Origin of the sequence: Marinomonas sargassi (assembly GCF_025716875.1) — a bacterium.
GTDB lineage: Bacteria > Pseudomonadota > Gammaproteobacteria > Pseudomonadales > Marinomonadaceae > Marinomonas > Marinomonas sargassi.
The window spans coordinates 250,121-273,707 of record NZ_JAOVZB010000003.1 but is presented as its reverse complement, the minus strand read 5'-3'; the positions used below and the strand labels follow the sequence as shown (position 1 = coordinate 273,707).

The following is a 23,587-nucleotide window of genomic DNA, read 5'->3' as shown; positions in this document are numbered from 1 at the left end:
TATGAGAGGCAAATTTATTTCACTCGAAGGTGGTGAAGGGAGTGGTAAAACCACGGCGATTAACTTCATACAAGAGTGGTTAGAATCTCATGATATTCCATATCTGATGACAAGGGAGCCGGGTGGTACGCCCTTGGCCGAAGAGATTCGGCAATTAGTCTTAGCTTCCCGAGATGAAAAGGTAAACGACACCACAGAGCTGCTTTTGGTCTTTGCTGCACGAGCACAGCATTTAGCTGAAAAAATCCAACCAGCCCTTGATAAGGGTATTTGGGTGATTAGCGATCGATTTTTAGATTCGAGCTATGTATACCAAGGCAAAGCTCGTGGTGGTGATGTATCGGTAATAGATCAACTAAGCGCGTGGGTGGTTGGTGATAATAAACCTGATGCGACGTTATTATTAGATATTTCTGTACAGCAAGGTCAGCAGCGAGTAGCCCAGAGAAAGCAGCAGGATCGTTTGGATAATGAGTCCATTGCTTTTCACGAGAAGGTTAGAGAAGGCTTCTTGGAGCGTGCTAGAGTAGACTCAGATAGAATTAAAGTAATAGATGCCAGTTTGACTTTGAATGAAGTAAAGGCTCAGATAGAGTCCCAGTTAATGGCGTTGAACCATGCGTGGGCAGGTGAAGCTGAATGATGCTGGCGGAATGGTTAAAGCCTTGTTTACAGCAAGTTCAGACTTTGAAAAAAGGCAATGCCTTATCGCACGCTTTGCTTATTACGGGCGCTGATGGTGTTGGTCAGGAGTCTTTAGCACATGAAATGGTTAAAGACTTAATGTGTGAAAGCGATCAAGGAATTGCTTGTGGCGTCTGCCATTCATGTGAGTTGATGAATGCAGAGACACATCCAGATTATCGAGTTTTGGATGGTGAAAATGGCACAATAAAAGTCGACCAAGTGCGAAGCCTAGTTCAAAAAATTAGTCAAAAGCCTCAGGTCGGGAAAAGTAAAATTACTCTGATAACCCACGCAGAAGAAATGAATGTGAATGCGGCAAATGCTTTGTTGAAAGCCCTTGAAGAGCCTGCTGAAAATACTTTTTTCATTTTAACAACATCACAGTCAAAAAGCCTTTTGCCCACCATTCGTAGTCGTTGTTTGTTGGTCAGTATTCCAACCCCAAGCCTTAGTGATGTTCAGGCTTGGTTGTCGCAGCTTCCTGAGCATAGTGAATTACAGAATTTGTTTTGGTTAACCACACAGCCTTTTCGATTACTGAGTCTGCAGCAGCAAGGTAAGGTGTCTTTATATGCTGATTTACCGTCTAAGCTTGTCGAACTGTTACAAGGTAGAATGAGTGTTAGTGATGTCTTAAAAGGTGTGGATACCAGTAATATTGAAGATTACACAAATGGACTAGGGGCAATTTTACATCAATGCATTCTTCATTCCGCAGGTGGGAATCTTGAGTCCGCTTTGCAGGAAGTCTATCCAATCCTAATATCTCGAATCAGTATTCAGGGTCTTATGGTGCGCTACACCGCTCTACAACAATTGAAAGAAGACCTTCAAAAAACAAATTTAAACCCCATTATGCAACTTACATACGAATTGAATCAGTGGTAACGCTTTATGTTAATTGATACCCATTGCCATCTGGATATGCTGGATTTGGCCCCTTACGATAATGATATTAAGGCCGTGCTTAACGGCGCTTACGAGAAAGGGGTTCGTCAGCTTCTGACTATTTCCGTGGATCTAAAAAAGATGGACGACATCTTGGCCTTCACACAGTACGACGGTATATACGCAAGCTGCGGTGTTCATCCTTTACAAACAGAAGGTCTAATTACCAATGGGGATGATCTTTTTGAGCGCGCTCAAAACACTAAGGTTATTGCCATAGGTGAGACGGGTTTAGACTATTTCTATGAAGAATCCCCAATCATTCATGAAGCTCAAAAAGTTAGCTTTGCTGAGCATTTAAAAGTAGCTGGCAAGTTAGGTTTACCTGTCATTGTCCACACTAGGCAAGCTAAAGAAGACACCTTGGATTTAATCAGAAAACACGGTAATTCTGATTCTGCTGGTGTATTGCATTGCTTTACCGAAGATTACGACATGGCTAAAAAAGCCTTGGATGAAAACTACTTGATTTCCATTTCAGGGATTGTGACTTTTAAAGCAGCGCAAGAATTAAAAGACACAGTGCGTAAGCTGCCATTAGAATCCTTGATAGTGGAAACGGACTCTCCGTATCTTGCTCCTGTTCCTCATAGGGGCAAAAAGAACGAACCTAAATACGTGTCTGATGTTGCTCAATATGTGGCAGATTTAAAAAGTATTCGATATGAAGAATTACTCGAGGCGACCGCTGAAAATTTTCACAGAGTCTTTAATCGAGCGAATCCTGAGAATCAATTGGCATTAAATTAAGGTGAGATTGAAGAGTTTTTCTCTCACTGCCTAGGTTTTACAGGGGTAGAGTGTTAGCCTCAAAGTATCTTAAAAATGAAACAATATATAAGAGAAGGTTTGCTTCTTCTCCAAGCCACCCTCTATTTGCTTTTGGCTTGTTTAACATAAGGAAAGTCATTGATGACAAACATGGTTACTCCGCTACCTTATCAAGCGTTATCCGCTAAAATTCCTGACGAACATTTACCTTTCGATACTCTTAATGATATTGATGCCTTAAGCGGCATTTTAGGCCAAGAGCGTGCTGTAGAGGCCATTCAGTTTGGTGTTGCTATGCAGCGCCCCGGATATAACGTCTTTGCTATGGGAGATTCGGGTACAGGGCGATCATCTTATATTCTTAATTATCTAAGAAGTGAAGCGAAACGCCGATCAGCTCCGAACGAGTGGGCCTATGTTAATAATTTTACGGAAAGCCATAGACCTAAAGCATTAGAGTTTGCTCCAGGTTTAGCCAATGTTTTTGAGAGCGAAATTAGAACTCTTATTGATGGCTTGATGGGAACCTTTCCAGCAGCGTTTGAAAACCCGACTTATCAGCAGCAGAAAAGTTTGATTGATCGTGCTTTTAATGAGCAGTACGAAGCGGCTATTAATAAAGTGGAAAAGGCCTCTGTGAAAATCGGCGTGGCTATGTTCCGCGACGCATCCTCTGTTAGCTTTGCTCCTATGAAAGAGGGGAAGGCATTAGAAGAAAACGAATTTGCAGCCTTATCCGATGAAGAACGAGATGCCTTTCAAGAAGGGGTATCGGCCCTAGAGAGTTTATTGAACGAAGAGCTTTTGGCTCTTCCTCAGTGGAAGAGAGCTACCTATGATCTGCTTCGTCAGTTGAATTTAGACACAGTCAAGGAAGCGGTTGAACCTTTGATGTCAGGTTTGTTTGAAAAATACAAAGACGATGCGGATATTTCAGCCTTTCTTGCTTCATTAAGAACAGATTTAGACACTACCATTATTGACCAAATGGCGGACGATAAAGCCTCTGAAAACCGTGATGAAATTGGTCGCCGTCAATTATATGAAGACCTGTATTTACCGAACATTGCCATCAAGCACAACGACAATGAAGGGCAGCCGGTTATTTATGAACCTCACCCAACTTACAGGAATCTATTTGGGCATGTGGAGCACAGTAGTGATCAAGGTATGTTGATCACTAATTACCGCCTTATTCGTTCCGGTAGCTTGCACGCTGCCAATGGCGGTTATCTCATTCTTGATGCCGAAAAGTTGCTAACAGATCATTATTTGTGGGAAGCACTTAAGCGCGCCCTGAAAAGCAAAACGTTAAAAATCGAACACCCTTATGCCGACCTTGGAATGATGAATACCATGACACTGTCACCCCAAGACCTACCCTTGCAGGTTAAAGTGGTGTTGATAGGGGCAAGGGATATTTATTATCTATTGCAAGATGCTGATCCAGATTTCCAAGAAATGTTTCGTGTTTTGGTGGACTTTGACGACACATTAAAACGCTCTAAAGAATCTGAGCTTTCTTTTGCTCGCCTCATGAAAGATCGCATTGACAAAGAAGAATACGCCAATGTAACCCGTGGTGGAGTCGCATCTCTAATCGAATACAGTAGCCGCTTAGCGGAACATCAGAGGGAAATGACCGCTAAAATTGGTGATGTATTTGAGTTGCTAGGTGAAGCGGATTTTGTTCGTCAGATGGCCAAAGATGAACTAATTACTGAGCAACATATTTCTCGCGCTTTGGCTGCGAAAAAACATCGTACCGGCCGAGTCAGTGAGCGGATTATTGAAGAAATATTAGAAGGAACGGTACTACTAGAAAGTGATGGTCATGCGGTTGGTAAGATAAATGGCCTTACTGTTATGCAGATCGGTGATAGTAGTTTCGGTGCGCCTGCCCGCATTTCAACGACCGTTTACCCAGGTGGTAAAGGTATCATCGACATCGAACGTGAATCCAATCTTGGCCAAAATATACACTCCAAAGGTGTATTGATCTTGTCTGGCTATTTGGGGAATAAGTATGCCCAGCGTTACCCGCTTGATATATCTGCTTCTATTGCCATGGAACAAAGCTATGGCTATGTGGATGGTGATAGTGCTTCAACGGCTGAGCTTTGTTGCCTTCTGTCTGCCTTAGTGCAAGTTCCTCTAAGACAAGACTTAGCGATTACAGGTTCCCTTAATCAGTATGGTGAAGTGCAAGCAATTGGTGGCGTAAACGAGAAAATTGAAGGTTTCTTTAATGTTTGTCGTGCTCGCGGTTTAACTGGCACTCAAGGGGTTATTGTTCCCAAATCTAACGCTAATAATTTGATCCTCAATGACGATATTCTTGATGCTGTAAAAGATGGGATGTTTCATGTTTATGCCATCTCTACAGCGGATGAGGCATTGCACCTTCTAACTGGAGTCGAGCCAGGTGTCGCTAATGATGAAGGAGAATACCCAGAAGGTACTCTTTCAGCAAAAGTGATTCAGCGTTTAGAAGAGATTTCTAAATTGGGTGAAGACGAGAGCGAAGATGAAGACGAGGCGGAAGAATCTGAAGAAAAGACTAAAAAGTCAGAAAAGTAAGCAATAAGGCGTAATGTAAAAAGGGAAGCCTAGTGCTTCCCTTTTGTTTGTTTGAGGACTCTAACCGATTTGCAGTCCGTGCTGACCAAAGAATAGACGGTGTAATACAGGTCTGTAGATTTCACGTAAACATAGCTTGCGACTTCCTTTCTTTTGCTTGGTAGATGCCTTTTTAACACCATAGCTCTTTTGAAAGTTTTTCCGCCGACATGCTTCTGTGCTGTTTTATCTGCGGCAGCTTTAGAGTCTATATCTCTACATTCAGCGTATGTGGCTTTACTAAAAGTTGCGAGTAATAGAAATAGTAGAAAAACTTTTAAAGGCACTGTGCTGACTTCCTATGGTTACTGAGCGTTTGATAGCTGAAGATATTAGCACTTTCTTGATACTTTATTTAATAACTGTTTTTAGCCCATAAAAAAGCCGAAGATGTTTAGTCTTCGGCTTTCCAGTATGCCTGCTTATAATTAGGCTATCTTGCGATTAGGCTATTTTTTGGTTCACTGTTGCAAGTACAGCTTGAATCGAAGCGGATACGATATCGTTATGAATCGCAACACCGTTAAAGCGGTCTCCGTCAATGTTTGCTTGAACATAAGCTATCGCTTGAGCATCACTACCAACAGTCAAGGCATGTTCTTGGTATTGGATAATATCAATACGCATTCCAAAGTGTTCACCTAATGCTGTACTGAAAGCAGAAAGGGCACCATTGCCATTACCAGAAATTTGTACGTTTTCCGAGCCAATAAGCTCAGCATTAACTGTGTCGATATCGTCTTTTGTTAAGTCGTATTTACCTAACTGGTAAGGTGTTGAGCCTGTCATGAAGCTATCTTCGAAAAGTTTTTTCATTGACTGAGCATCAACAACACCGCCGTCAATTTCAGCAAACTTTTGTACAATAGGACTGAACTCTACTTGTAACCAGCGAGGCAATGCTAAGCCATATTCTTGCTCAAGTGTGTAAGCGATTCCGCCTTTACCAGATTGGCTATTAACACGAATCACTTCTTGGTAGCTACGGCCCACGTCAGTAGGGTCAATTGGCAAGTAAGCCACATCCCATGGTTTGTCGGCTGTTTGATTGGCTAAACACTTCTTAATAGCATCCTGGTGTGAGCCAGAGAAAGCGGTAAAGACAAGCTCGCCAGCGTAAGGGTGGCGTGGGTGAACTTGTAGCAATGTGCAAGCTTGCACAACACTGATGATACGGTCCATATCGCTTAATACTAATTCTGGATCGACACCTTGGCTGTACATATTCATCGCCATGGTTACCACGTCCATATTACCTGTACGTTCACCATTACCTAACAATGTGCCCTCGATACGATCAGCGCCTGCCATCAAACCTAACTCAGCTGCAGCAACACCACAGCCACGGTCGTTGTGGGTGTGAAGGCTGATGATCATGTTGTCACGCTGCTTTACATTACGACAAAAATACTCGATCTGATCTGCAAAGCGATTTGGTGTTGCCACTTCAACTGTCGCTGGTAGGTTTATGATGATCTTGTTGTCAGGCGTTGGTTGCCAAACATCGGCAACAGCATTAACTACTTCAACCGCAAAATCTGTTTCCGTACCAGTAAAGCTTTCAGGAGAATATTGGAAAACCCACTCTGTTTCAGGGTGTTTTGCAGCATGTTCTTTTACGCACTCAGCACCTTTAACGGCAATTTCTTTAATGCCGTCTTTGCCAAGGCGGAAAACTTGCTCACGCTGAGTTTTAGACGTTGAGTTATAAACATGGACAATGGCTTTTTTTGCACCTTTAAGAGACTCATAGGTACGAGCGATCAATTCAGGACGAGCTTGTGTCAAAACTTGAATGTACACATCGTCAGGAACTTTGTTTTCTTCAATTAACCAACGAACAAAGTCAAAATCTAACTGTGAAGCAGCAGGGAAGCCGACTTCAATCTCTTTAAAGCCAACATCAACAAGTAGAGCAAAAAACTGTTTCTTTTGTTCTACAGTCATCGGCTCAACCAAGGCTTGGTTGCCATCACGAAGGTCAACGCTAGACCAAATTGGGGCTTTTGTTATTTCCTGATCAGGCCAAGTACGGTTCTCAATAACAACTGGCTGAAACGGCGTATATTTTGTGTGGTCAAAAGATGTCATGATCTTTCCCTTCTTCTTGTTATGGAGCGGATAAGCTCGCTTGTCTTTATGCTCATTGGGTGAATGGGCGTCAATGGCTATATGATACGGCTTTTTTAAGGGTAAAAGATTGCGTTTTTTATGTTTTTTTGGTTTATATTGAAATTATATTGCTCATTTCTTATTTTTTTTACAATAAATGGCTGATCATATGGTTTTTGATAAAATAGATTTAAGTATACTGTCAGAATTACAGCAAGATTCTAGCTTAACCAATCAGGAATTAGCCGATAGGGTAGGTTTATCCGCTTCGCCTTGTCTGCGAAGAGTGAAAGCGTTAGAAGAAAGTGGAATTATTGACCGAAAAGTGACGGTTTTAAAACGCTCGGAATTAGGTTTGAAGTTGACCGCCTTCCTGCAAATTAGCATGGACCGGCATACGCCAGATAGATTTAGTGTTTTTGAAGAGCAAGTGAATCAATTCTCAGAAGTGAGAAACTGTAATCTTGTTACAGGACAGAACTGTGATTACTTGTTAGAGGTAGTCGTAGAGGATATGGAAAAGTACCATGATTTTCTATTAGGGCAACTAACACGTATTCCCGGTGTGACAGGTGTGCAATCTAGTTTCTTGCTACGTAGCGTTAAAGAAAGTACTGCATTGCCATTAGGGCACTTAAAGTAAATTTAATGTTACAATATAACTTCTTCTTGTTTTTTTAGATTTCACCCTAATAAAGAAGCAGCATAAGAGAAGTTTTGCACCTATTTGAGATAATTAAATGACTGAATTTAAGATAAAACAGCGAGTTAACATCCTATTAAAAGCAGGCGAGATAACCGCTGACTTTATTTCTTTCGAAGGCAAAGGTACCGAAAAAGAACACATAGGTATTTACTTTGAAGGTACGGAAAAGAAAGAGGGCACGGCTCCCTTAGTTAGATTGCACTCTGAATGTTTAACGGGAGATGTTTTTAGCTCAGCTCGTTGTGATTGCGGTGATCAGTTAGATGAGGCTATTGACCTCATCAATAAAGAAGGTGGCTATATCATGTATCTTCGTCAAGAAGGCCGAGGTATTGGCCTTTACGCTAAGCTAGACGCCTATGCACTTCAAGATCAAGGTTATGACACCTATCAAGCAAATGAAATGCTGCATATGCCTCAAGACGATCGTGATTTCGGCGTTGCTGCGGATATGTTAAAAGCGTTAGAGGCCAATACCATTCGCTTGCTTACTAATAACCCAGATAAAGCGCAGCAATTAAAAGACAGCGGTATTGATGTGGTTGAAGTTGTACCAACGCAAGTTCACGTACACGAGCATAATCGCAAATACTTAGAAACCAAAGCGGAACGTAAAGCTCATACAATACACTTTGAAGATTGATTGACGCGTTATGACAATAAAAAAGCCCCTTATGGGGCTTTTTTATTGATTGCTACTTTTTGGTTGCCTTCTTCTTTTTCTTAGTGCTTGATGATCGTACTTTCGTTTTAGGTTCAAGGCCTTGAATCTTACTGAATTTGATATTTGCTTGCATAAAGCGCTGAATTTTTTCCATCATAGGAAGGTCATTAATATCAACTAGAGATATGCATTCGCCGGGAGCACCTTCACGAGAAGCACGTCCCGCCCTGTGTATATAACTGTCTGCTTTACGTGGTAAGCGTAAGTTAATAACCGTATTAATCTCAGGTAAGTCGATACCGCGAGAAGCTACGTCAGTTGCAACAAGAACTTGCAATCTTCCACGCTTCATTTGTTTCATGTGTTCACTGCGGTCGCCTTGTTTCATGTCACCATGCAAACCATCACACATGATATTCATTTTTCGAATGCGTTGTACCCAGATGTCCACATGCTCTCTATTTGAAACAAACAGGACAGCCTGTTGGACTCGTTCTTGTGATAACAAATGCTTTAAGACCGCTTCTTTGTGTTCTTCGTCATCAATACGATATGCCGTTTGCTTTATTTGGCTTGGTACTGTTCTTGATGATTCTCCTAGGCGTATTTGTTCTGTGTCTTCATTTAGTAACTCGCCGGCAAAACGCCCCATTTTCTCACCTTCTAATGTGGCAGAAAACATGAGTGTTTGTCTTTCCTTCGGAAGCTCATTGGCAATGTGTTTGATGGCGCCTACGAAACCCATGTCAAGCATACGGTCCGCTTCATCAATGACAAAATACGATGTATCGGTTAAGTCTAGCCATTGTTTTTCATCTAACTCGACTAAACGACCAGGTGTGGCAACGAGAATATCGCATGGCTCGCTTAGTTGCTGTTGTTGCATGCCATAAGGTGTGCCGCCTATGATCAATTGAGACTGAATGCGAGTGTGTTTTGTAAGTAGCTCAACCGTGTTAAATATTTGGCGAGCTAGCTCACGACTTGGCGCTAAGATTAACACCTTGGGGGCGGTTGTAGATTGCTCGTCTCTATCAAGAATATGTTGAATAGCGGGTGCGCAAAAAGCAATGGTTTTACCTGTGCCTGTTGGTGCTGTCGCAAGAAGGTCCGAACCATCTAATGCAACTGGTATTGCTTGTTGTTGAATTTCTGTTGGCGTATCAAATCCCAGCTCGCTAATGGCGTGCTCGATGGTTAAATCTAGATCTAGTTCGGAGAATGACATGTAGGCTCTCTAATGGCGAAAAATGTAATGGTAGAAAGAAGCGTTGCTTTTTCTAGCCTTTGGTCAATTTGCTGACCAGAATGAGGCTTATGATACCTTGTTTTACTACTCTGCGAAATCGAAACTCAAGTAGGGGTGGGATAAGTTAGACCCACATAGCGCTTTGCTCTAGAATAGCCAAAAATATTTAGGATAAGGCACTTCCATGTTGCTCTCTGACGAATTAGTAACCGCCCAAACGATGAGCTGGGTGAAAGATTTCATTATTACGCAAAATGTCTGCCCGTTTGCCAAGCGTGAAGTAGAAAATAACAGTGTGAGATATGTCGTACTTCGCTCTAAGAAAATGGACGTGGCTCTTGAAGAGCTTATGGCTGAAATTCAATGGTTAGATCAAACGCCTGAGACGGAAACGACTTTGATTATCTTTCCTTCATTGTTTAAAAGCTTCCACAGCTATTTGGATTTTGTAGAAATGGCGGAAAACCTTATGTTCGATCAAGGTTGCGAAGGTGTTTATCAATTAGCGACATTTCATCCTGATTATTGCTTCTCAGGAACAGAACCAGATGATGTTTCTAACTACACCAATCGTTCCCCTTACCCTATGCTGCATTTATTAAGAGAGGCAAGCTTAGATAAGGCAATAGAGTTTTATGGTGATACAACTGAAATACCGAACAATAATATCGAGAAGATGGATCAGTTAGGTAAACAGAAATTAGATGCTATGTTTGAATCTTGTATGAAAACAAACATAGAAAGTGAATAAAAATATGGCTAATGCTTATGTTGAAGCATTAGATGATACGAAATATTGTTCGGAGAGCCTATGGCTGCAAATATTGGACGTCTAAACACATTAGAAGTAGTAAAAGAAAAGGATTTCGGTGTGTATTTAGACGCTGGGGACCTTGGTGAGATTCTTCTGCCAAAAAGGTATGTACCAAAAGGCATCGAGTTGGGTCAAAAAGTTGAGGTCTTCGTTTACCTTGATTCAGACGATAAACTGATTGCCACAACGGACTTACCGAAAGCACAGGTAGGCGAGTTTGCTGCTTTGACTTCAGTAGCGGTTAACCAAGTAGGTGCATTTTTCGACTGGGGGCTGCCAAAAGATTTATTGGTGCCTTTTAGTCAGCAGAAGAATAGAGTGGAAGAGGGTGAAACTCACCTATTGTTCATTTATCTTGATCAATTTACGAATCGTATTGTGGCAACCACAAAGGTTGATGCCTTATTGAATCGTGAAGAGGCGCCATACCGAGTGGGTGATAAAGTCTCTATCATCATTGGCGATAAAACCAATATCGGCTTCAAATGTGTTATTGATAATCGCTTCTGGGGTGTTTTGTTTTTTGAAGATGCCTTTAGGCAGCTAAGGAAAGGTGAGAAAACCACAGGCTTTATCAAACAAATGCGCGAAGATGGCAAAATCGATTTAAGTCTTCAGGAAGTCGGTTATAAAAAAGTCCGTAACATATTAGACGATGTACTGGATTACCTAGACTCACAAGGCGGCGAATCGCCATTGACAGACAAAGCCTCGCCAGAGGCGATTTATGCGGTGTTTAAAGTAAGTAAGGCAACTTATAAAAAAGCACTGGGCGCTTTGTATAAAGATAAAAAAATACACCTAACCAAAGAGAAAGTGACCAAGCTGTAAGCTGGTTCTTAAATAAGGTGATTTTAAAAAGCTGCTAGACGATGTTTAGCAGCTTTTTTTTGTAAGTCTCTCTTTGATCTGCAGAGGTGACAGCATCATAAAGCAGTTTCTGAATAGGGAGCTCAATAGGGCTGTTCGTGAGTAAAAAGCCTGAAATGTAGTCGATTTCAGTCGTCCTCTCTAAACGTAAATCTTCATACATAGACGAGCGGTTGAGTTTGGTTAATTGAGCAACGGTCTGTATGCGATTAGTCAAAACCTCTTTTGTTAGGTGTTGGCTATGTTCTTTGTATTCGAATTTATTATGGCAGAAGACGCTCTCTAGCTCTGTTATTAATGCCTCTAGTAAGGGGCTATATTCTGGGTTAAGTAGCTCGCCATTATGTATTTCAAAAATAGCTGTAAGAGGGTTTATACAGGCATTAATAGCGAGCTTATCGAATAGCTTTGGGTGAATGTTTGGTACTTGGTAGTTATCTAAGGGAAAGGATTCACTGCTTGAGTGTGTTGACCAAAGACCGAAGAAGGTATCGCCAAGCCCTGTATGTGTGACTTGATTTTTTGCTGTCTTCAACATGCCTTCACTGGTGGTTCCGACCCAGAGCCTTTGTGTTGGCGCTAGTTCTTTTTGTAATAGCTGTTGTGCTCCCATGCCATTACATAAACAGGCAATATCGGCTTCTAATGAAATGTTGTTTTTACAATTCAGGAAGGCGTCCTTTAAATCGAACGATTTTGTGCAAAGTAATACCTTGTTATATGACCGGGTTAATTCACTTGCTTTGAAGCTTTTTACCTTATGTTCGGAAGGAAGATGTGCTTCCCCTGATATGGCAGAACTCAGCGAAATTAATTTGCCAGGCTTTGTGGATCTATAAACTAAATGCACCTTATGCCCCAGCTGTTCTAGCTTGCATGCCCAAAAAAGACCAACTGCGCCTGCGCCTATTACTAGCCAAGGTGTATTTTTCATAGAAAAGCTATCCATTAGGTATTTTATTAAAATCCCTGCTATTATCGCCTCAAATTACTTATGTTGAAAATGTTAAGGAGCATAAAATGCCATCGTTTGATGTAGTATCTGAGTTGGATTGGCACGAAGTCAGCAATGCAGTGGATCAAGCCAATAGAGAAATCACAACGCGTTATGATTTTAAAGGCGTAAAAGCTCATTATGAGATTAAAGATAAAACCAGTGTTGTTATGGAAGCAGAAGCAGAACCACAACTACGCCAAATGTCTGATATTTTGAATCAAAAGCTAGTTAAGCGTGGTATCGACCTAAAAAGTCTTGATAAAGATGCGGTAGAGAAGGGCAATATGCGAGCGTCTCAAGCTATCAGAATGAAAGAAGGTTTAGAGACCGACGAAGCGAAAAAAATTGTCAAGATGATCAAAGATAGTAAGATCAAAGTGCAAGCGCAAATTCAAGGTGATCAGTTGCGTGTTACGGGTAAAAAGCGTGATGATTTGCAGCAGGTGATGGCGTTGTTACGCGGAGCGGATTTGGCTCAGCCTGTGCAATTTACAAACTTTAGAGATTAAGTTTCTAATATTGTAAGAATGTTTTACAAAGGGGATATTTTAATCCCCTTTGTTGTTTTCATTTACTGTCAATTTATTACCTAGGATTACCCAGCCTTCTTCCTCTAGTTTCTGCTTTTGGCGCTCATAGGCCTCTGATCCCTCAATAAAGCTAATATGATGTTTTGCATTAACTACCCTATGCCAAGGCAGTTTAGTGTCTTTGGGTAAGTTTTTGAGTAATGTACCGACTTGTCGTGCATGGTTAGGAAAACCTGCTTGTTTAGCTAATTCCCCATAGGCAATACACTGGCCTTCTTGAATATTGTTTAAAACAATAAGAACTTGAGATTTAAACCCATTAATTGCTTGATTAGTCACAGATAAGCCCATAGATAGAGTGTATGTTGAAAAGGAAAGAAAAGATTATGAGAATTGCGCTTTTATTATTTATTTTGGTGCCTGTTGTTGAGTTAGCTGTATTGATTCAGGTAGGGGGAGAAATTGGCGGCCTCACTACCATAGCTTTAGTTTTCTTAACCGCTATTGTAGGGGTGAGCCTCATCCGTAAGCAAGGCTTAGAAACATCTCAGAAAGCACAAGAAAAAATGCAGCGGGGTGAGTTACCTGCATCTGAAATGGCAGAAGGCCTAATGTTGGTTTTTGCTGGTGTATGTTTATTGATTCCGGGGTTTGTGACGGATGCCATTGGTGGTGTGTTACTAATACCATTCTTTAGAAAGCTCCTTGCTGCGGGTTTAATTCTGAAATTCATGAGCTCAGTTATGCAGCGCAGTTCACAATGGCGAACAGGTGCCAATCGTACTGGGCAAAACGAAGACATCATAGAAGGTGAATTCGTTAATGAAGAAAATGATCTAATAGATAAAAAATAAATTTTCTTACGGGTTGAAATCCTATTTCTCAGCCGTATATAGAAAGTCGATAGAGATTCTCACATTGGTTGTGAGATACATCCTGCCAGGGGAGTCCTGGTATTGTTTTAGTTGGAGAAAATAACTAATGAATATTCGTCCTTTGCACGATCGTGTCGTTGTTCGCCGTAAAGAAGAAGAGACAACAACAGCATCTGGTATCGTTTTGCCTGGATCTGCTACAGAAAAGCCTACTCAAGGCGAGGTTTTGGCTGTAGGCACTGGCCGTATTCAATCTAACGGAGACGTGCAAGCGTTGGCTGTTAGCATTGGCGACACTGTATTGTTCGGCCAGTATTCAGGTCAAACGGTGAAAATCAATGGTGAAGAACTACTTATTATGAAAGAAGACGAAATCTACGGTGTTATTGAAGCCTAAGAGTCTTGTAGTTCGTATTCAGTTTTTAATATTTAAAACATTAAAGGTATAAAAAATGTCAGCTAAAGAAGTTAAATTTGGAGATGGCGCTCGTCAGAAAATGCTGAAAGGCGTTAATGTTCTTGCGGACGCAGTAAAAGTTACTTTGGGACCTAAAGGTCGTAATGTTGTTATTGAAAAATCTTTTGGTTCTCCACTAGTAACCAAAGATGGTGTTAGCGTTGCTAAAGAAATCGAACTTGAAGACAAGTTCGAGAATATGGGCGCACAAATGGTTAAAGAAGTGGCGTCTCAAGCAAATGATGTTGCTGGTGACGGTACTACAACGGCTACTGTGTTGGCTCAAGCTTTTGTTACAGAAGGTTTGAAGTCGGTTGCAGCTGGTCGTAACCCTATGGATCTTAAGCGTGGTATTGATAAAGCTGCCGCGGCTGTTGTAAAAGAAATTGCTAACCTATCAACGCCTTGTGCAGATACTCGTGCGGTAGAGCAGGTTGGTACTATTTCGGCTAACTCAGATTCTTCTGTTGGTAAAATCATTGCTGAAGCAATGGAGCGTGTTGGTAAAGAAGGCGTTATCACCGTTGAAGAAGGTTCAGGCTTCGAAGACGAACTTGCTGTAGTTGAAGGTATGCAATTTGACCGTGGTTACCTTTCTCCTTATTTCATCAATAATCAAGAAACAATGAGTGCAGAACTAGAAAATCCATTCATTGTCCTAGTTGATAAGAAAATCTCTAACATCCGTGATCTGCTACCTGTATTGGAAGGTGTTGCTAAGGCTTCACGCCCATTACTTATCATTGCAGAAGATGTTGAAGGTGAAGCGTTAGCGACTCTAGTTGTAAACAGCATGCGTGGTATCGTGAAAGTGGCTGCTGCTAAAGCCCCAGGCTTTGGTGACCGTCGTAAAGCAATGCTAGAAGATATTGCGATTCTTACTGGTTCTACTGTTATTTCTGAAGAAGTAGGCATGAAGCTTGAAGAAACAACAATTGAACAATTAGGTACTGCTAAGCGCGTTACCCTGACTAAAGAGTCTACTACCATCGTTGATGGTGCTGGTGATGCGACAATTATCAAGGGTCGTGTTGCGCAAATTCGTGCTGAAATGGAAGCCTCTACTTCTGAGTACGACAAAGAAAAGCTTCAAGAGCGTGTTGCTAAATTAGCTGGTGGTGTTGGCGTTATCAAAATTGGTGCAGCAACAGAAGTGGCAATGAAAGAGAAGAAAGCCCGTGTTGATGATGCGCTTCATGCAACTCGTGCTGCAGTAGAAGAGGGTGTTGTTGCTGGTGGTGGTGTTGCTCTTGTTCGCGCATTAACAAAAGTGAACGAACTGTCTGGTGATAACGAAGATCAAAACGTTGGTATTGCCTTAGCATTACGTGCGATGGAAGCGCCTATGCGTCAAATCGTTACTAACGCAGGTGACGAAGCCTCTGTTGTGGTTGATAAAGTTAAGCAAGGTGAAGCTAACTTTGGTTACAACGCAGCAACAGGCGAATATGGCGATATGCTTGAGATGGGTATCCTAGACCCAGCTAAAGTAACTCGTTCAGCGCTTCAAGCGGCAGCATCTGTTGCTGGTCTTATGATCACGACAGAAGCAATGATCGCAGAGTTACCAAAGGAAGATGCAGCGCCAATGCCTGATATGGGTGGCATGGGCGGAATGGGTGGTATGGGCGGCATGATGTAATCATGGCCTTTACTCCTTTCTTTTAAATAAAGCCTCGCTTTTTAGCGGGGCTTTTTTATTATTAACTTTATGAGTTATAAGAATAAATAGATTTATATGAGTAGAGTTTTTATAATAAATATAAATGTTAATTATTTTTATTTGCATGGGTCCTTAATTAAATATGAGTCAGTTATCCCAGAAAGTATTGTTAGAGTTACTTGAGGCTAAGCGTTTTGGTGTTGAGTACCAGCCTATTGTGGAGCTTAAGACTGGGGAGACTTTTGCCTATGAAGCGTTATCACGCTTTAAGTCAGCCCATGGTGAATTTATAAGGCCTGATTATGTCTTTGCGGCCTTGCATGATAGCCCTCTATTATTGTTTCAAGTTGAGTTGGCGCAAAAGAAAATTCAGCTCGAACATTTATCGAAAGAACAAAAAGTGTTTGTTAACTTAGACCAAGATGCGTTTTATGCCTGCGGTCAGGATGCAACTGAAAATCCGTTTGTTCAACTTATCGAAGATAATTGTCGTGAGCGTGTAGTGGTGGAATTGATCGAAAACTCTGAAATGAGTGACGCCATTATGAGCCTTTCTATGATTGAGGTATTTAATAAACTTGAAATAAAAACAGCGCTAGATGATTTGTGTAACCCTAAGTCTATGTTGTCGGTATCTGTTTTGCAGCTTGTTGAGTGGATTAAGCTAGATCGCTTTGTTTTGAAAAAACGAACAGACTCTAATTTTATGGTCTTTGTTAGTAAAATTATTGATTTTGCCCATTTGACTGGTAAGAAAGTGGTTTTAGAAGGAGTTGAAAGTGAAGGTGACGTTCTCTTCGCTCGCTTTCTTGGTGTCGATTATGTGCAAGGGTTTTATTATCGTGATCGTTTCTTGAACTATGAAGCTTACTAAAAAACTTTATAAAATGTGTTTTTAGGCCCCTGTTTTGCTTTAGTGCAAACCATTGATTCTAAAGCTATTGATAAATGCTTATCTGTGTAAGATACTTGTTTAATCTTTGTAGCCATTATTTGTTAATAAAGGGAAGCTTATGCTCAGAAAAACCCTCGTTAGTATTGCTGTGTCAAGTGCACTATTTGTCTCCAGCAGTTACGCATTGGAACTGGGCGAGTTAACCTCTCAATCAAAAATTAGCGAGCCCTATCGAGGCAAGATTGAATTGTCTGATGTGGGAGCGCTTACTCAAAATGACATACTGATTCGCCTAGGTAGTGAAAGCGAATTCCGTCAGGCTGGTTTTTCTCCTACTCGAGTTCTTTCCCAACTAAAGTTCAGTGTTGTTCGTGAAAATGGTGAGCTTAGCGTTAGGGTTTCTTCAGATGAAGCTTTAAACGTGGAAGAGCTTAGATTTATCCTAGCAGCGCGCTGGCCTAGTGGTCAGATGGTTCGAGAATACAAAGCCCCTTTAGATCAATCTGCATTAGTTGAAAAAAGCGAAAGCGATGTAGTGCAATCTACTGCCATGTCAAAAGGAAGTGCTTCTTCTGGAAGTGTGCTTCGTGATTCCATTGCGCCTAAGGCAAGTATGGCACGACCAGAAACACTTGCTGTATCAAAGGGGAATACTCTCTGGTCTATTGCTGATAAAAATCGCCCATCAAATGAGTTGAGTATTTATCAGACCATGATGGCGATACAGTCCCTCAATAAAGATGCATTTTACTCTAATAATATTAACTTATTAAAAGAAGGTGTTGTTCTTCGTTTACCTTCCCAAGAGCAAATTGAAAAGTTCAACAAAATCACATCCAGAGAAGAATTTCTTCGTCAGCATGATGCTTGGATGGCCTTAAAAGGGAATAAGGGTTCTTCTGTTGATCGTGCTCAGCTTAATACTCAGGCAAAATCTAAAGCAGCATCTTCAAATACAGGCAAAGCAGAAGATAAGCTAACACTGGCTTCTGGGCAAAGTATGCTTGCTGAGAATTCTGGTAGTTCCAATGCTGGTAATGGCGAAGCAGCCAAACTTGCAATGGAACTTTCAGCTTCACAGGAAATGCTCGACAAAGAAAAGAGAGAGAAGGAAGAGCTTGCTGAGAAATTAGGTGAGTTGAATGAGCAATTAGAAACCTTAGAGCAGTTGATTAGCCTAAAAGATGCCCAAATGGCCGAATTGCAGCAACAATTTACCAGTGCTGTTCAGGCTCTACAAGAGCAAAAGAATACGGTTGATCAGCTTCTAGAAGCTGATCAAATACGTAGAGAGAAAGAGCAAGCTGAAGCAGATTCGTTAGTTAACAAGATATTTGGTAATCCTATAATTGTTTCAATAGGGGCTGCTGTTCTTCTAATGTTAGGTTTCTTGATCGGCTTGATTATGAGGCGTTCAGGTAAGAAGAAAGACCAAGAAGATAGTGTAAATCAAGATGAGTTTGATCTATCTGCAGCTGCACCAGCGGCGGCTGTCGCAGCGGTAGCTTCTCAACCAGATGAAGATGAATACGACCTAGACGATGATGTTGTTGATGATCTGGATGATTTTGACTCTGATGTTATTTCTGATGATGAGCCAGAAGATATGGCAATCTCAGAAGAGGCGGATTTTGACTCAGGGTTTGATGATGTAGAGCTTGAGGATGATGAATTCTCGGAAGATGACTTACCTGAACCCGTTATTGAAATTGATGAAGATGATTTAGAAGATTTCTCTGAAGAAGAGATTCCCACCATGATGGCAGAGGTGGAAGACTCTGAGGAAGAATCAATACCCGATGTTGATGATGCAATCGATGAAGCCATCGCAGAAATCGATGAGGCAATTGATTCGATTGAGGAAAGTGTTGAGCCAGAGCTTGAGCCGGTAGAAGAACAAGAAGATATAGACCCATTTGAAGAGCAAGACGCTGCCGACGAGTTGGCTGATGTTGATGAATTGGATCTTAACTTGGAAGAAGCGTTGGAAGACGATATTACAAGTGAAGAAGAATCTTTTGTTTCTAGTCTCTTAGATGATCCCGATCAAGATGATACTGATGAATCTGCTATTTTTGATGGTGTTCCTGATGATTCGGTTGAGAATACAATCGAAGAAACCCTTGCAGAAATGCAAGAAGAGGAAGAAGTTGAAGCTCCAGAGTTTGGGGAAGCAGAAGCCGCTGAAGATGAAGAAGAGAGCGATGAAGAAGAGGAATTTGACTTCTTTGATGCTAGCGGAGATGAAATTGCAACAAAATTGGATTTGGCGCGTGCTTATATGGATATGGGTGATGAAGAAGGTGCCAGAGTAATCTTAGAAGATGTTGTTGAGGTTGGTAACGAAGCTCAAATTGCAGAGGCAAAAAGTATGATGGAGCGTTTGTTCCCAAGTGACTAAGAAAGTTGTACTGGTTGTTGAATATAATGGTTCTGCGTATAAAGGTTGGCAAGCACAGAAAAATGGTGTGCCAAGTGTACAGGAAAACATAGAAAAGGCTCTCTCTGTTATTGCAAACCACCCAGTTAAGGTGGTTTGTGCTGGCAGAACAGACGCTGGTGTTCATGCCAGTGCTCAAGTAATCCATTTCGAAACTCATGTTCAAAGAAATGAACGCTCTTGGACGATGGGCGCTAACACTTATTTACCCTCTGATATCTCTATCGTTGCTGCCAAATATGTTGCTGATGACTTTCATGCTAGGTTTAGTGCATTAACTAGACGGTACAGATACGTCATATATAGTGCTGATTTTTGTCCGGCAATTTTATCAAAAGGTGTTACTTGGACTTATAAACGGTTAGATGTTGAGGCGATGCAGCAGGCAGCTAAAGTTTTTAAGGGAACTCATGATTTTACCTCGTTTCGTGCTGTTGGTTGCCAAGCTAAAACACCAATGCGGACGGTTCTTAATTTTGAGGTTCAGAGCTTTGGTCAGTATGTTGTACTGGACGTAAGGGCAAATGCTTTTCTGCACCATATGATTCGTAATTTTGCCGGCGTGCTTATGTCTATAGGTGCTGGTGAAAAGCCAGTTGAGTGGGCAGAGGAAGTGTTACGGTCCAAGGATCGTACGAAAGGGGGGATAACAGCACCGCCTTTTGGTTTGTATTTTGTAGATGCTGAGTACCCTGAAAACTTCCATGTTCCTAAAAATGCATTAGGACCACATTTTTTACCTTTTGTAGAAGAGCCTAACTATGAATTGCCGAGTTAAAATATGTGGCATCACTAATTTGGACGACGCTTTGATGGCGTGTCAGCATGGTGCTGATGCATTAGGTTTTGTCTTCTACGAAAAAAGCCCTCGTTACATATCTCCAGAAAAAGCGAATGAAATTGTGCAGGCACTGCCTCCCTTTGTTGTGCCTGTCGCGCTTTTTGTGAACGCAACTAACGAGGAGGTTTATTCAGTTGTCGATGGTGGCTCTCGATGGATGATCCAATTTCATGGTGACGAGTCAGAATCTCAGTGTATTTCCTTTCAGCGACCTTATATGAAAGCCCTAAGGGTGAAAGAAAGTGATAATATATCGGCTTTAGTTGATGAATACCCAAGTGCTAGCGCTATTTTATTGGACGCTTACAAAAAGGGGGTTCCTGGAGGGACCGGAGAAGTATTTGATTGGGCTTTGATTCCAGAAGGATTGTCAAAGCCTATTGTGTTAGCTGGAGGTCTTGACGCAACAAATGTTAAGAGTGCAGTGAAGCAGGTTTCACCCTACGCAGTAGATGTGAGTGGGGGCGTAGAATTATCTAAAGGCTTGAAAAGCGAGTCTAAAGTTAAAGAATTTATTAGCGGAGCAAAACGTGGATAACAATAAAATAGATTTAAACTTACCAGACGCTCAAGGGCGATTTGGTACTTATGGCGGAGTGTTTGTTTCAGAAACACTCATGTCTGCACTAGAAGACCTTGCTGAAATGTATGAAGACTTATCAAAAGATGAGTCTTTCCAAGCGGCGTTTGACCGTGACTTGGCTCACTATGTTGGGCGCCCATCACCGCTATACTTCGCTGAGCGTCTTACCGAAAAAATGGGCGGCGCAAAAATTTACCTTAAGCGAGAAGATCTGAACCATACAGGTGCCCACAAAATTAATAACACCATAGGGCAGGCTTTGCTTGCTAAGCATATGGGAAAACCTAACATCATCGCAGAAACTGGAGCAGGGCAACATGGTGTGGCATCTGCTACTGTTGCCGCTCGCCTTGGTCTTAAATGTAAAGTGTTTATGGGCGCAGAAGATATTCGCCGTCAGTCACTTAATGTTTATAGAATGAAACTACTGGGTGCCGAAGTTATCTCAGTTGAATCTGGCACCAAAACATTGAAAGATGCTCTGAATGAAGCCATGCGTTACTGGGTCGGAAATGTTGATGATACTTTTTACATTATCGGTACAGCGGCTGGACCACACCCATACCCAAAATTGGTTCGCGATTTTCAAGCGGTAATTGGTCGCGAGACTAAAGCTCAATGCCTTGAGCAAGAGGGGCGTTTGCCTGACGCTGTGGTTGCTTGTGTAGGTGGCGGTTCTAACGCAATTGGTATGTTCCATCCATTTATCGAAGATGAAAGTGTTGCTATGTACGGTGTTGAAGCAGGTGGTGACGGCATTGAAACGGGTCGTCATGCGGCGCCTTTATGTGCTGGTCGACCGGGTGTGTTGCACGGTAACCGCACCTACGTTATGGCCGATGATGATGGTCAAATTATAGGGACTCATTCTATCTCTGCTGGCCTTGACTACCCAGGTGTAGGCCCTGAACACGCTTGGTTAAAAGATATTGGTCGAGCTAACTATGTTGCCATCAATGATGATGAAGCAATGGAGGGTTTCCGTGACCTAACTCGTCTAGAGGGCATAATGCCTGCTCTTGAGTCAAGCCATGCAATTGCTTATGGAATGAAATTGGCTGCCACAATGGACAAAGATAAAATTGTTGTGATCAATTTATCTGGCCGTGGGGATAAAGATATTTTAACTGTAGCTGAGTTGGATGGGATTGAAGTATGAGCCGTATAGTACAATGTTTTGACACATTACAGAAAACAGGAAAAAAGGCGCTTATCCCATACATTACAGCGGGTGACCCAACTCCTGAACATACGGTTACCATGATGCATTCTTTAGTGAAGTCTGGTGCTGATATTATTGAAATTGGTATGCCTTTTTCCGATCCAATGGCAGATGGTCCAGTTATTCAGCTAGCTTGTGAGCGTAGCTTGGAAGCTGGTACGACGGTTAAAAAAGTATTAAGCATTATCGCTAAATTCAGAGAAGAAGATAGCTCAACACCAGTCGTTTTGATGGGCTATTTGAACCCTATTGAGTTCTTTGGCTATCAGGCTTTTGCAGATGCAGCAAAAGAAGTGGGTGTAGATGGCGTTTTATTGGTTGATCTGACTCCTGAAGAAGCGACAGATGTAGTAGAATGCTTTAAAAATAATGAAATCGACTTGATTTACCTATTATCGCCGACAACCACACCTGCGCGAGCTAAGAAGATTTGTGATCTAGCGTCTGGATATGTTTATTACGTTTCAGTTAAAGGTGTGACCGGATCCGCCGAATTGGATGTAGATAGTGTTAAAGCTCACGTAGATTCATTAAAAGAAATTACAGATTTACCAATAGGTGTAGGCTTTGGTATTCGTGACGCAAAAACGGCTGCAGCGGTGAGTAAGTGTGCCGATGGCGTTATCGTCGGTAGCGTGTTGGTAAACGCCATAGCTGAAAATGCGGCAAAAGATAAAGAATATATAGCTGATGCTTTAGGGTCTATACTAGCTCCAATGCGCAGTGAAATGGACGCCTAAGCGACAGCAATTAAGAAATATGGAGAATTAAATGAGTAGCTGGTTAGATAAATTTGTACCTTCGATCGTTCGTAGTGAATCTAAACGTGGCGCATCAGGTTCAGTTCCTGAAGGCCTTTGGAAAAAATGCCCTAAGTGCGAAAACGTTTTATATCGTCCTGAGTTAGATAAGAACTTAGATGTTTGCCCAAAGTGTAACCACCACCTTCGTATCGGTGCGCGCCGTCGTCTAGATATTTTCTTAGATAAAGAAGATCGTCAAGAAATAGGTGCTCACCTCGAGCCTGAAGATAAATTGAAATTTAAAGATTCTAAGCGTTATAAAGACCGTTTAGCGGATGCTCAAAAAGCGACGGGTGAAAAAGATGCTCTAATCGCTATGCAAGGTACTCTAGATGGTATGCCTGTTGTTGCAGTTGCATTTGAATTTAGATTCTTAGGTGGATCCATGGGTGCTATCGTTGGTGAACGTTTTATCCAAGCAGTTAATGTTTGTCTTGAAAAACGTATTCCTCTTGTGTGCTTCTCTGCCAGTGGCGGTGCTCGTATGCAAGAAGCCTTGATCTCTCTAATGCAGATGGCAAAAACCAGTGCTGGCCTTGAACGAATGAAGCAGCAAGGTATCCCTTATATTTCAGTCATGACAGACCCTGTTTTTGGTGGCGTGTCCGCTTCTTTGGCTATGTTAGGTGACCTAAATGTTGCTGAGCCTAACGCGCTTATTGGTTTTGCTGGTCCTCGAGTGATTGAGCAAACAGTACGTGAAAAGCTTCCAGAAGGCTTCCAGCGTAGTGAGTTTTTATTAGATAAGGGCGCTTTGGATATGATTATTTCACGTGAGGACATGCGTTCTCGTTTGCATAATATCTTATCCATTTTGACTGCCAATAAGGTCGCTTAAGTA

At 41.7% G+C, this 23,587-nt stretch carries 23 protein-coding genes; 19 read left to right on the top strand and 4 right to left on the bottom strand.

The genetic code is table 11. From position 1 onward, the window contains the following. Position 1 precedes the first annotated feature (1 nt). From tmk to OFY17_RS08150, 4 genes are all read left to right on the top strand, one after another. Positions 2 to 643, top strand: a complete 642-nt coding sequence (gene tmk / locus OFY17_RS08165; protein ID WP_263530239.1) for a dTMP kinase — start codon at positions 2 to 4, stop codon at positions 641 to 643. After that, on the top strand, positions 640 to 1,575 hold the full coding sequence (gene holB, locus OFY17_RS08160) for a DNA polymerase III subunit delta' (protein ID WP_263530238.1): 936 nt from the start codon (positions 640 to 642) through the stop codon (positions 1,573 to 1,575). The genes tmk and holB overlap by 4 nt, the downstream gene beginning before the upstream one ends. A 6-nt stretch (positions 1,576 to 1,581) precedes the next feature. After that, on the top strand, positions 1,582 to 2,385 hold the full coding sequence (locus OFY17_RS08155) for a TatD family hydrolase (protein WP_263530237.1): 804 nt from the start codon (positions 1,582 to 1,584) through the stop codon (positions 2,383 to 2,385). A 162-nt stretch (positions 2,386 to 2,547) separates the two neighbouring features. Beyond that, entirely contained in the window at positions 2,548 to 4,986 is a 2,439-nt protein-coding gene (locus OFY17_RS08150; protein WP_263530236.1) for a Lon protease family protein, read from the top strand. Between the two features lie 483 nt (positions 4,987 to 5,469). On the opposite strand, the gene leuA is transcribed toward OFY17_RS08150, so the two are convergent. After that, positions 5,470 to 7,116 (bottom strand): 2-isopropylmalate synthase, encoded by a 1,647-nt coding sequence (gene leuA, locus OFY17_RS08145; RefSeq protein WP_263530235.1) that lies wholly within the window; start codon positions 7,114 to 7,116, stop codon positions 5,470 to 5,472. Positions 7,117 to 7,306: 190 nt separating this feature from the next. Here leuA and OFY17_RS08140 point away from each other — a divergent pair, with 190 nt between their 5' ends. Continuing rightward, positions 7,307 to 7,780 (top strand): Lrp/AsnC family transcriptional regulator, encoded by a 474-nt coding sequence (locus OFY17_RS08140; RefSeq protein WP_263530234.1) that lies wholly within the window; start codon positions 7,307 to 7,309, stop codon positions 7,778 to 7,780. Between the two features lie 97 nt (positions 7,781 to 7,877). Then, positions 7,878 to 8,486: a GTP cyclohydrolase II gene (gene ribA, locus OFY17_RS08135; RefSeq protein ID WP_263530233.1), complete on the top strand. Its 609-nt coding sequence runs from the start codon at positions 7,878 to 7,880 to the stop codon at positions 8,484 to 8,486. Positions 8,487 to 8,538: 52 nt separating this feature from the next. Here the strand turns inward: ribA and OFY17_RS08130 are convergent, their stop codons facing one another. Further along, positions 8,539 to 9,735 carry a DEAD/DEAH box helicase gene (locus OFY17_RS08130; protein ID WP_263530232.1) on the bottom strand — a complete coding sequence of 399 codons (1,197 nt, stop codon included), beginning with the start codon at positions 9,733 to 9,735 and terminating at the stop codon, positions 8,539 to 8,541. Between the two features lie 205 nt (positions 9,736 to 9,940). On the opposite strand from OFY17_RS08130, the gene OFY17_RS08125 reads away from it, so the two are divergent. Further along, positions 9,941 to 10,507 carry a DUF1415 domain-containing protein gene (locus OFY17_RS08125; RefSeq protein WP_263530231.1) on the top strand — a complete coding sequence of 189 codons (567 nt, stop codon included), beginning with the start codon at positions 9,941 to 9,943 and terminating at the stop codon, positions 10,505 to 10,507. A gap of 60 nt (positions 10,508 to 10,567) precedes the next feature. Beyond that, positions 10,568 to 11,401: a CvfB family protein gene (locus OFY17_RS08120; protein WP_263530230.1), complete on the top strand. Its 834-nt coding sequence runs from the start codon at positions 10,568 to 10,570 to the stop codon at positions 11,399 to 11,401. 34 nt (positions 11,402 to 11,435) lie between these two features. Here the strand turns inward: OFY17_RS08120 and OFY17_RS08115 are convergent, their stop codons facing one another. Beyond that, entirely contained in the window at positions 11,436 to 12,374 is a 939-nt protein-coding gene (locus OFY17_RS08115) for a ketopantoate reductase family protein (protein WP_263530229.1), read from the bottom strand. Positions 12,375 to 12,460: 86 nt separating this feature from the next. Between OFY17_RS08115 and OFY17_RS08110 the strand changes: the two genes are divergently transcribed. After that, positions 12,461 to 12,946, top strand: coding sequence for a YajQ family cyclic di-GMP-binding protein (locus OFY17_RS08110; protein WP_263530228.1), 486 nt, complete (start codon positions 12,461 to 12,463; stop codon positions 12,944 to 12,946). A 39-nt stretch (positions 12,947 to 12,985) separates the two neighbouring features. On the opposite strand, the gene OFY17_RS08105 is transcribed toward OFY17_RS08110, so the two are convergent. Next, positions 12,986 to 13,306 (bottom strand): MGMT family protein, encoded by a 321-nt coding sequence (locus OFY17_RS08105; RefSeq protein ID WP_263530227.1) that lies wholly within the window; start codon positions 13,304 to 13,306, stop codon positions 12,986 to 12,988. 47 nt (positions 13,307 to 13,353) lie between these two features. Here OFY17_RS08105 and OFY17_RS08100 point away from each other — a divergent pair, with 47 nt between their 5' ends. From OFY17_RS08100 to accD, 10 genes are all read left to right on the top strand, one after another. Continuing rightward, positions 13,354 to 13,821, top strand: coding sequence for an FxsA family protein (locus OFY17_RS08100; protein WP_263530226.1), 468 nt, complete (start codon positions 13,354 to 13,356; stop codon positions 13,819 to 13,821). Between the two features lie 127 nt (positions 13,822 to 13,948). Next, complete coding sequence (locus tag OFY17_RS08095; protein WP_263530225.1) at positions 13,949 to 14,239, top strand: co-chaperone GroES; 291 nt, start codon at positions 13,949 to 13,951, stop codon at positions 14,237 to 14,239. Between the two features lie 55 nt (positions 14,240 to 14,294). Continuing rightward, the gene (gene groL / locus OFY17_RS08090) at positions 14,295 to 15,941 is read left to right on the top strand and encodes a chaperonin GroEL (RefSeq protein WP_263530224.1); all 1,647 of its coding nucleotides are present in this window, start codon (positions 14,295 to 14,297) and stop codon (positions 15,939 to 15,941) included. A gap of 163 nt (positions 15,942 to 16,104) precedes the next feature. After that, on the top strand, positions 16,105 to 16,836 hold the full coding sequence (locus OFY17_RS08085) for an EAL domain-containing protein (RefSeq protein ID WP_263530223.1): 732 nt from the start codon (positions 16,105 to 16,107) through the stop codon (positions 16,834 to 16,836). 139 nt (positions 16,837 to 16,975) lie between these two features. Then, positions 16,976 to 19,258: a FimV/HubP family polar landmark protein gene (locus OFY17_RS08080; protein WP_263530222.1), complete on the top strand. Its 2,283-nt coding sequence runs from the start codon at positions 16,976 to 16,978 to the stop codon at positions 19,256 to 19,258. After that, on the top strand, positions 19,251 to 20,075 hold the full coding sequence (truA, locus tag OFY17_RS08075) for a tRNA pseudouridine(38-40) synthase TruA (protein ID WP_263530221.1): 825 nt from the start codon (positions 19,251 to 19,253) through the stop codon (positions 20,073 to 20,075). Before OFY17_RS08080 ends, truA begins: the two co-directional genes overlap by 8 nt. Then, positions 20,059 to 20,676: a phosphoribosylanthranilate isomerase gene (locus tag OFY17_RS08070; RefSeq protein ID WP_263530220.1), complete on the top strand. Its 618-nt coding sequence runs from the start codon at positions 20,059 to 20,061 to the stop codon at positions 20,674 to 20,676. Before truA ends, OFY17_RS08070 begins: the two co-directional genes overlap by 17 nt. Then, the gene (gene trpB, locus OFY17_RS08065; protein WP_263530219.1) at positions 20,669 to 21,880 is read left to right on the top strand and encodes a tryptophan synthase subunit beta; all 1,212 of its coding nucleotides are present in this window, start codon (positions 20,669 to 20,671) and stop codon (positions 21,878 to 21,880) included. Before OFY17_RS08070 ends, trpB begins: the two co-directional genes overlap by 8 nt. Continuing rightward, positions 21,877 to 22,683 (top strand): tryptophan synthase subunit alpha, encoded by an 807-nt coding sequence (gene trpA / locus OFY17_RS08060; protein WP_263530218.1) that lies wholly within the window; start codon positions 21,877 to 21,879, stop codon positions 22,681 to 22,683. The genes trpB and trpA overlap by 4 nt, the downstream gene beginning before the upstream one ends. Before the next feature lie 31 nt (positions 22,684 to 22,714). Next, entirely contained in the window at positions 22,715 to 23,584 is an 870-nt protein-coding gene (accD, locus tag OFY17_RS08055) for an acetyl-CoA carboxylase, carboxyltransferase subunit beta (RefSeq protein ID WP_263530217.1), read from the top strand. Positions 23,585 to 23,587: the final 3 nt, after the last annotated feature.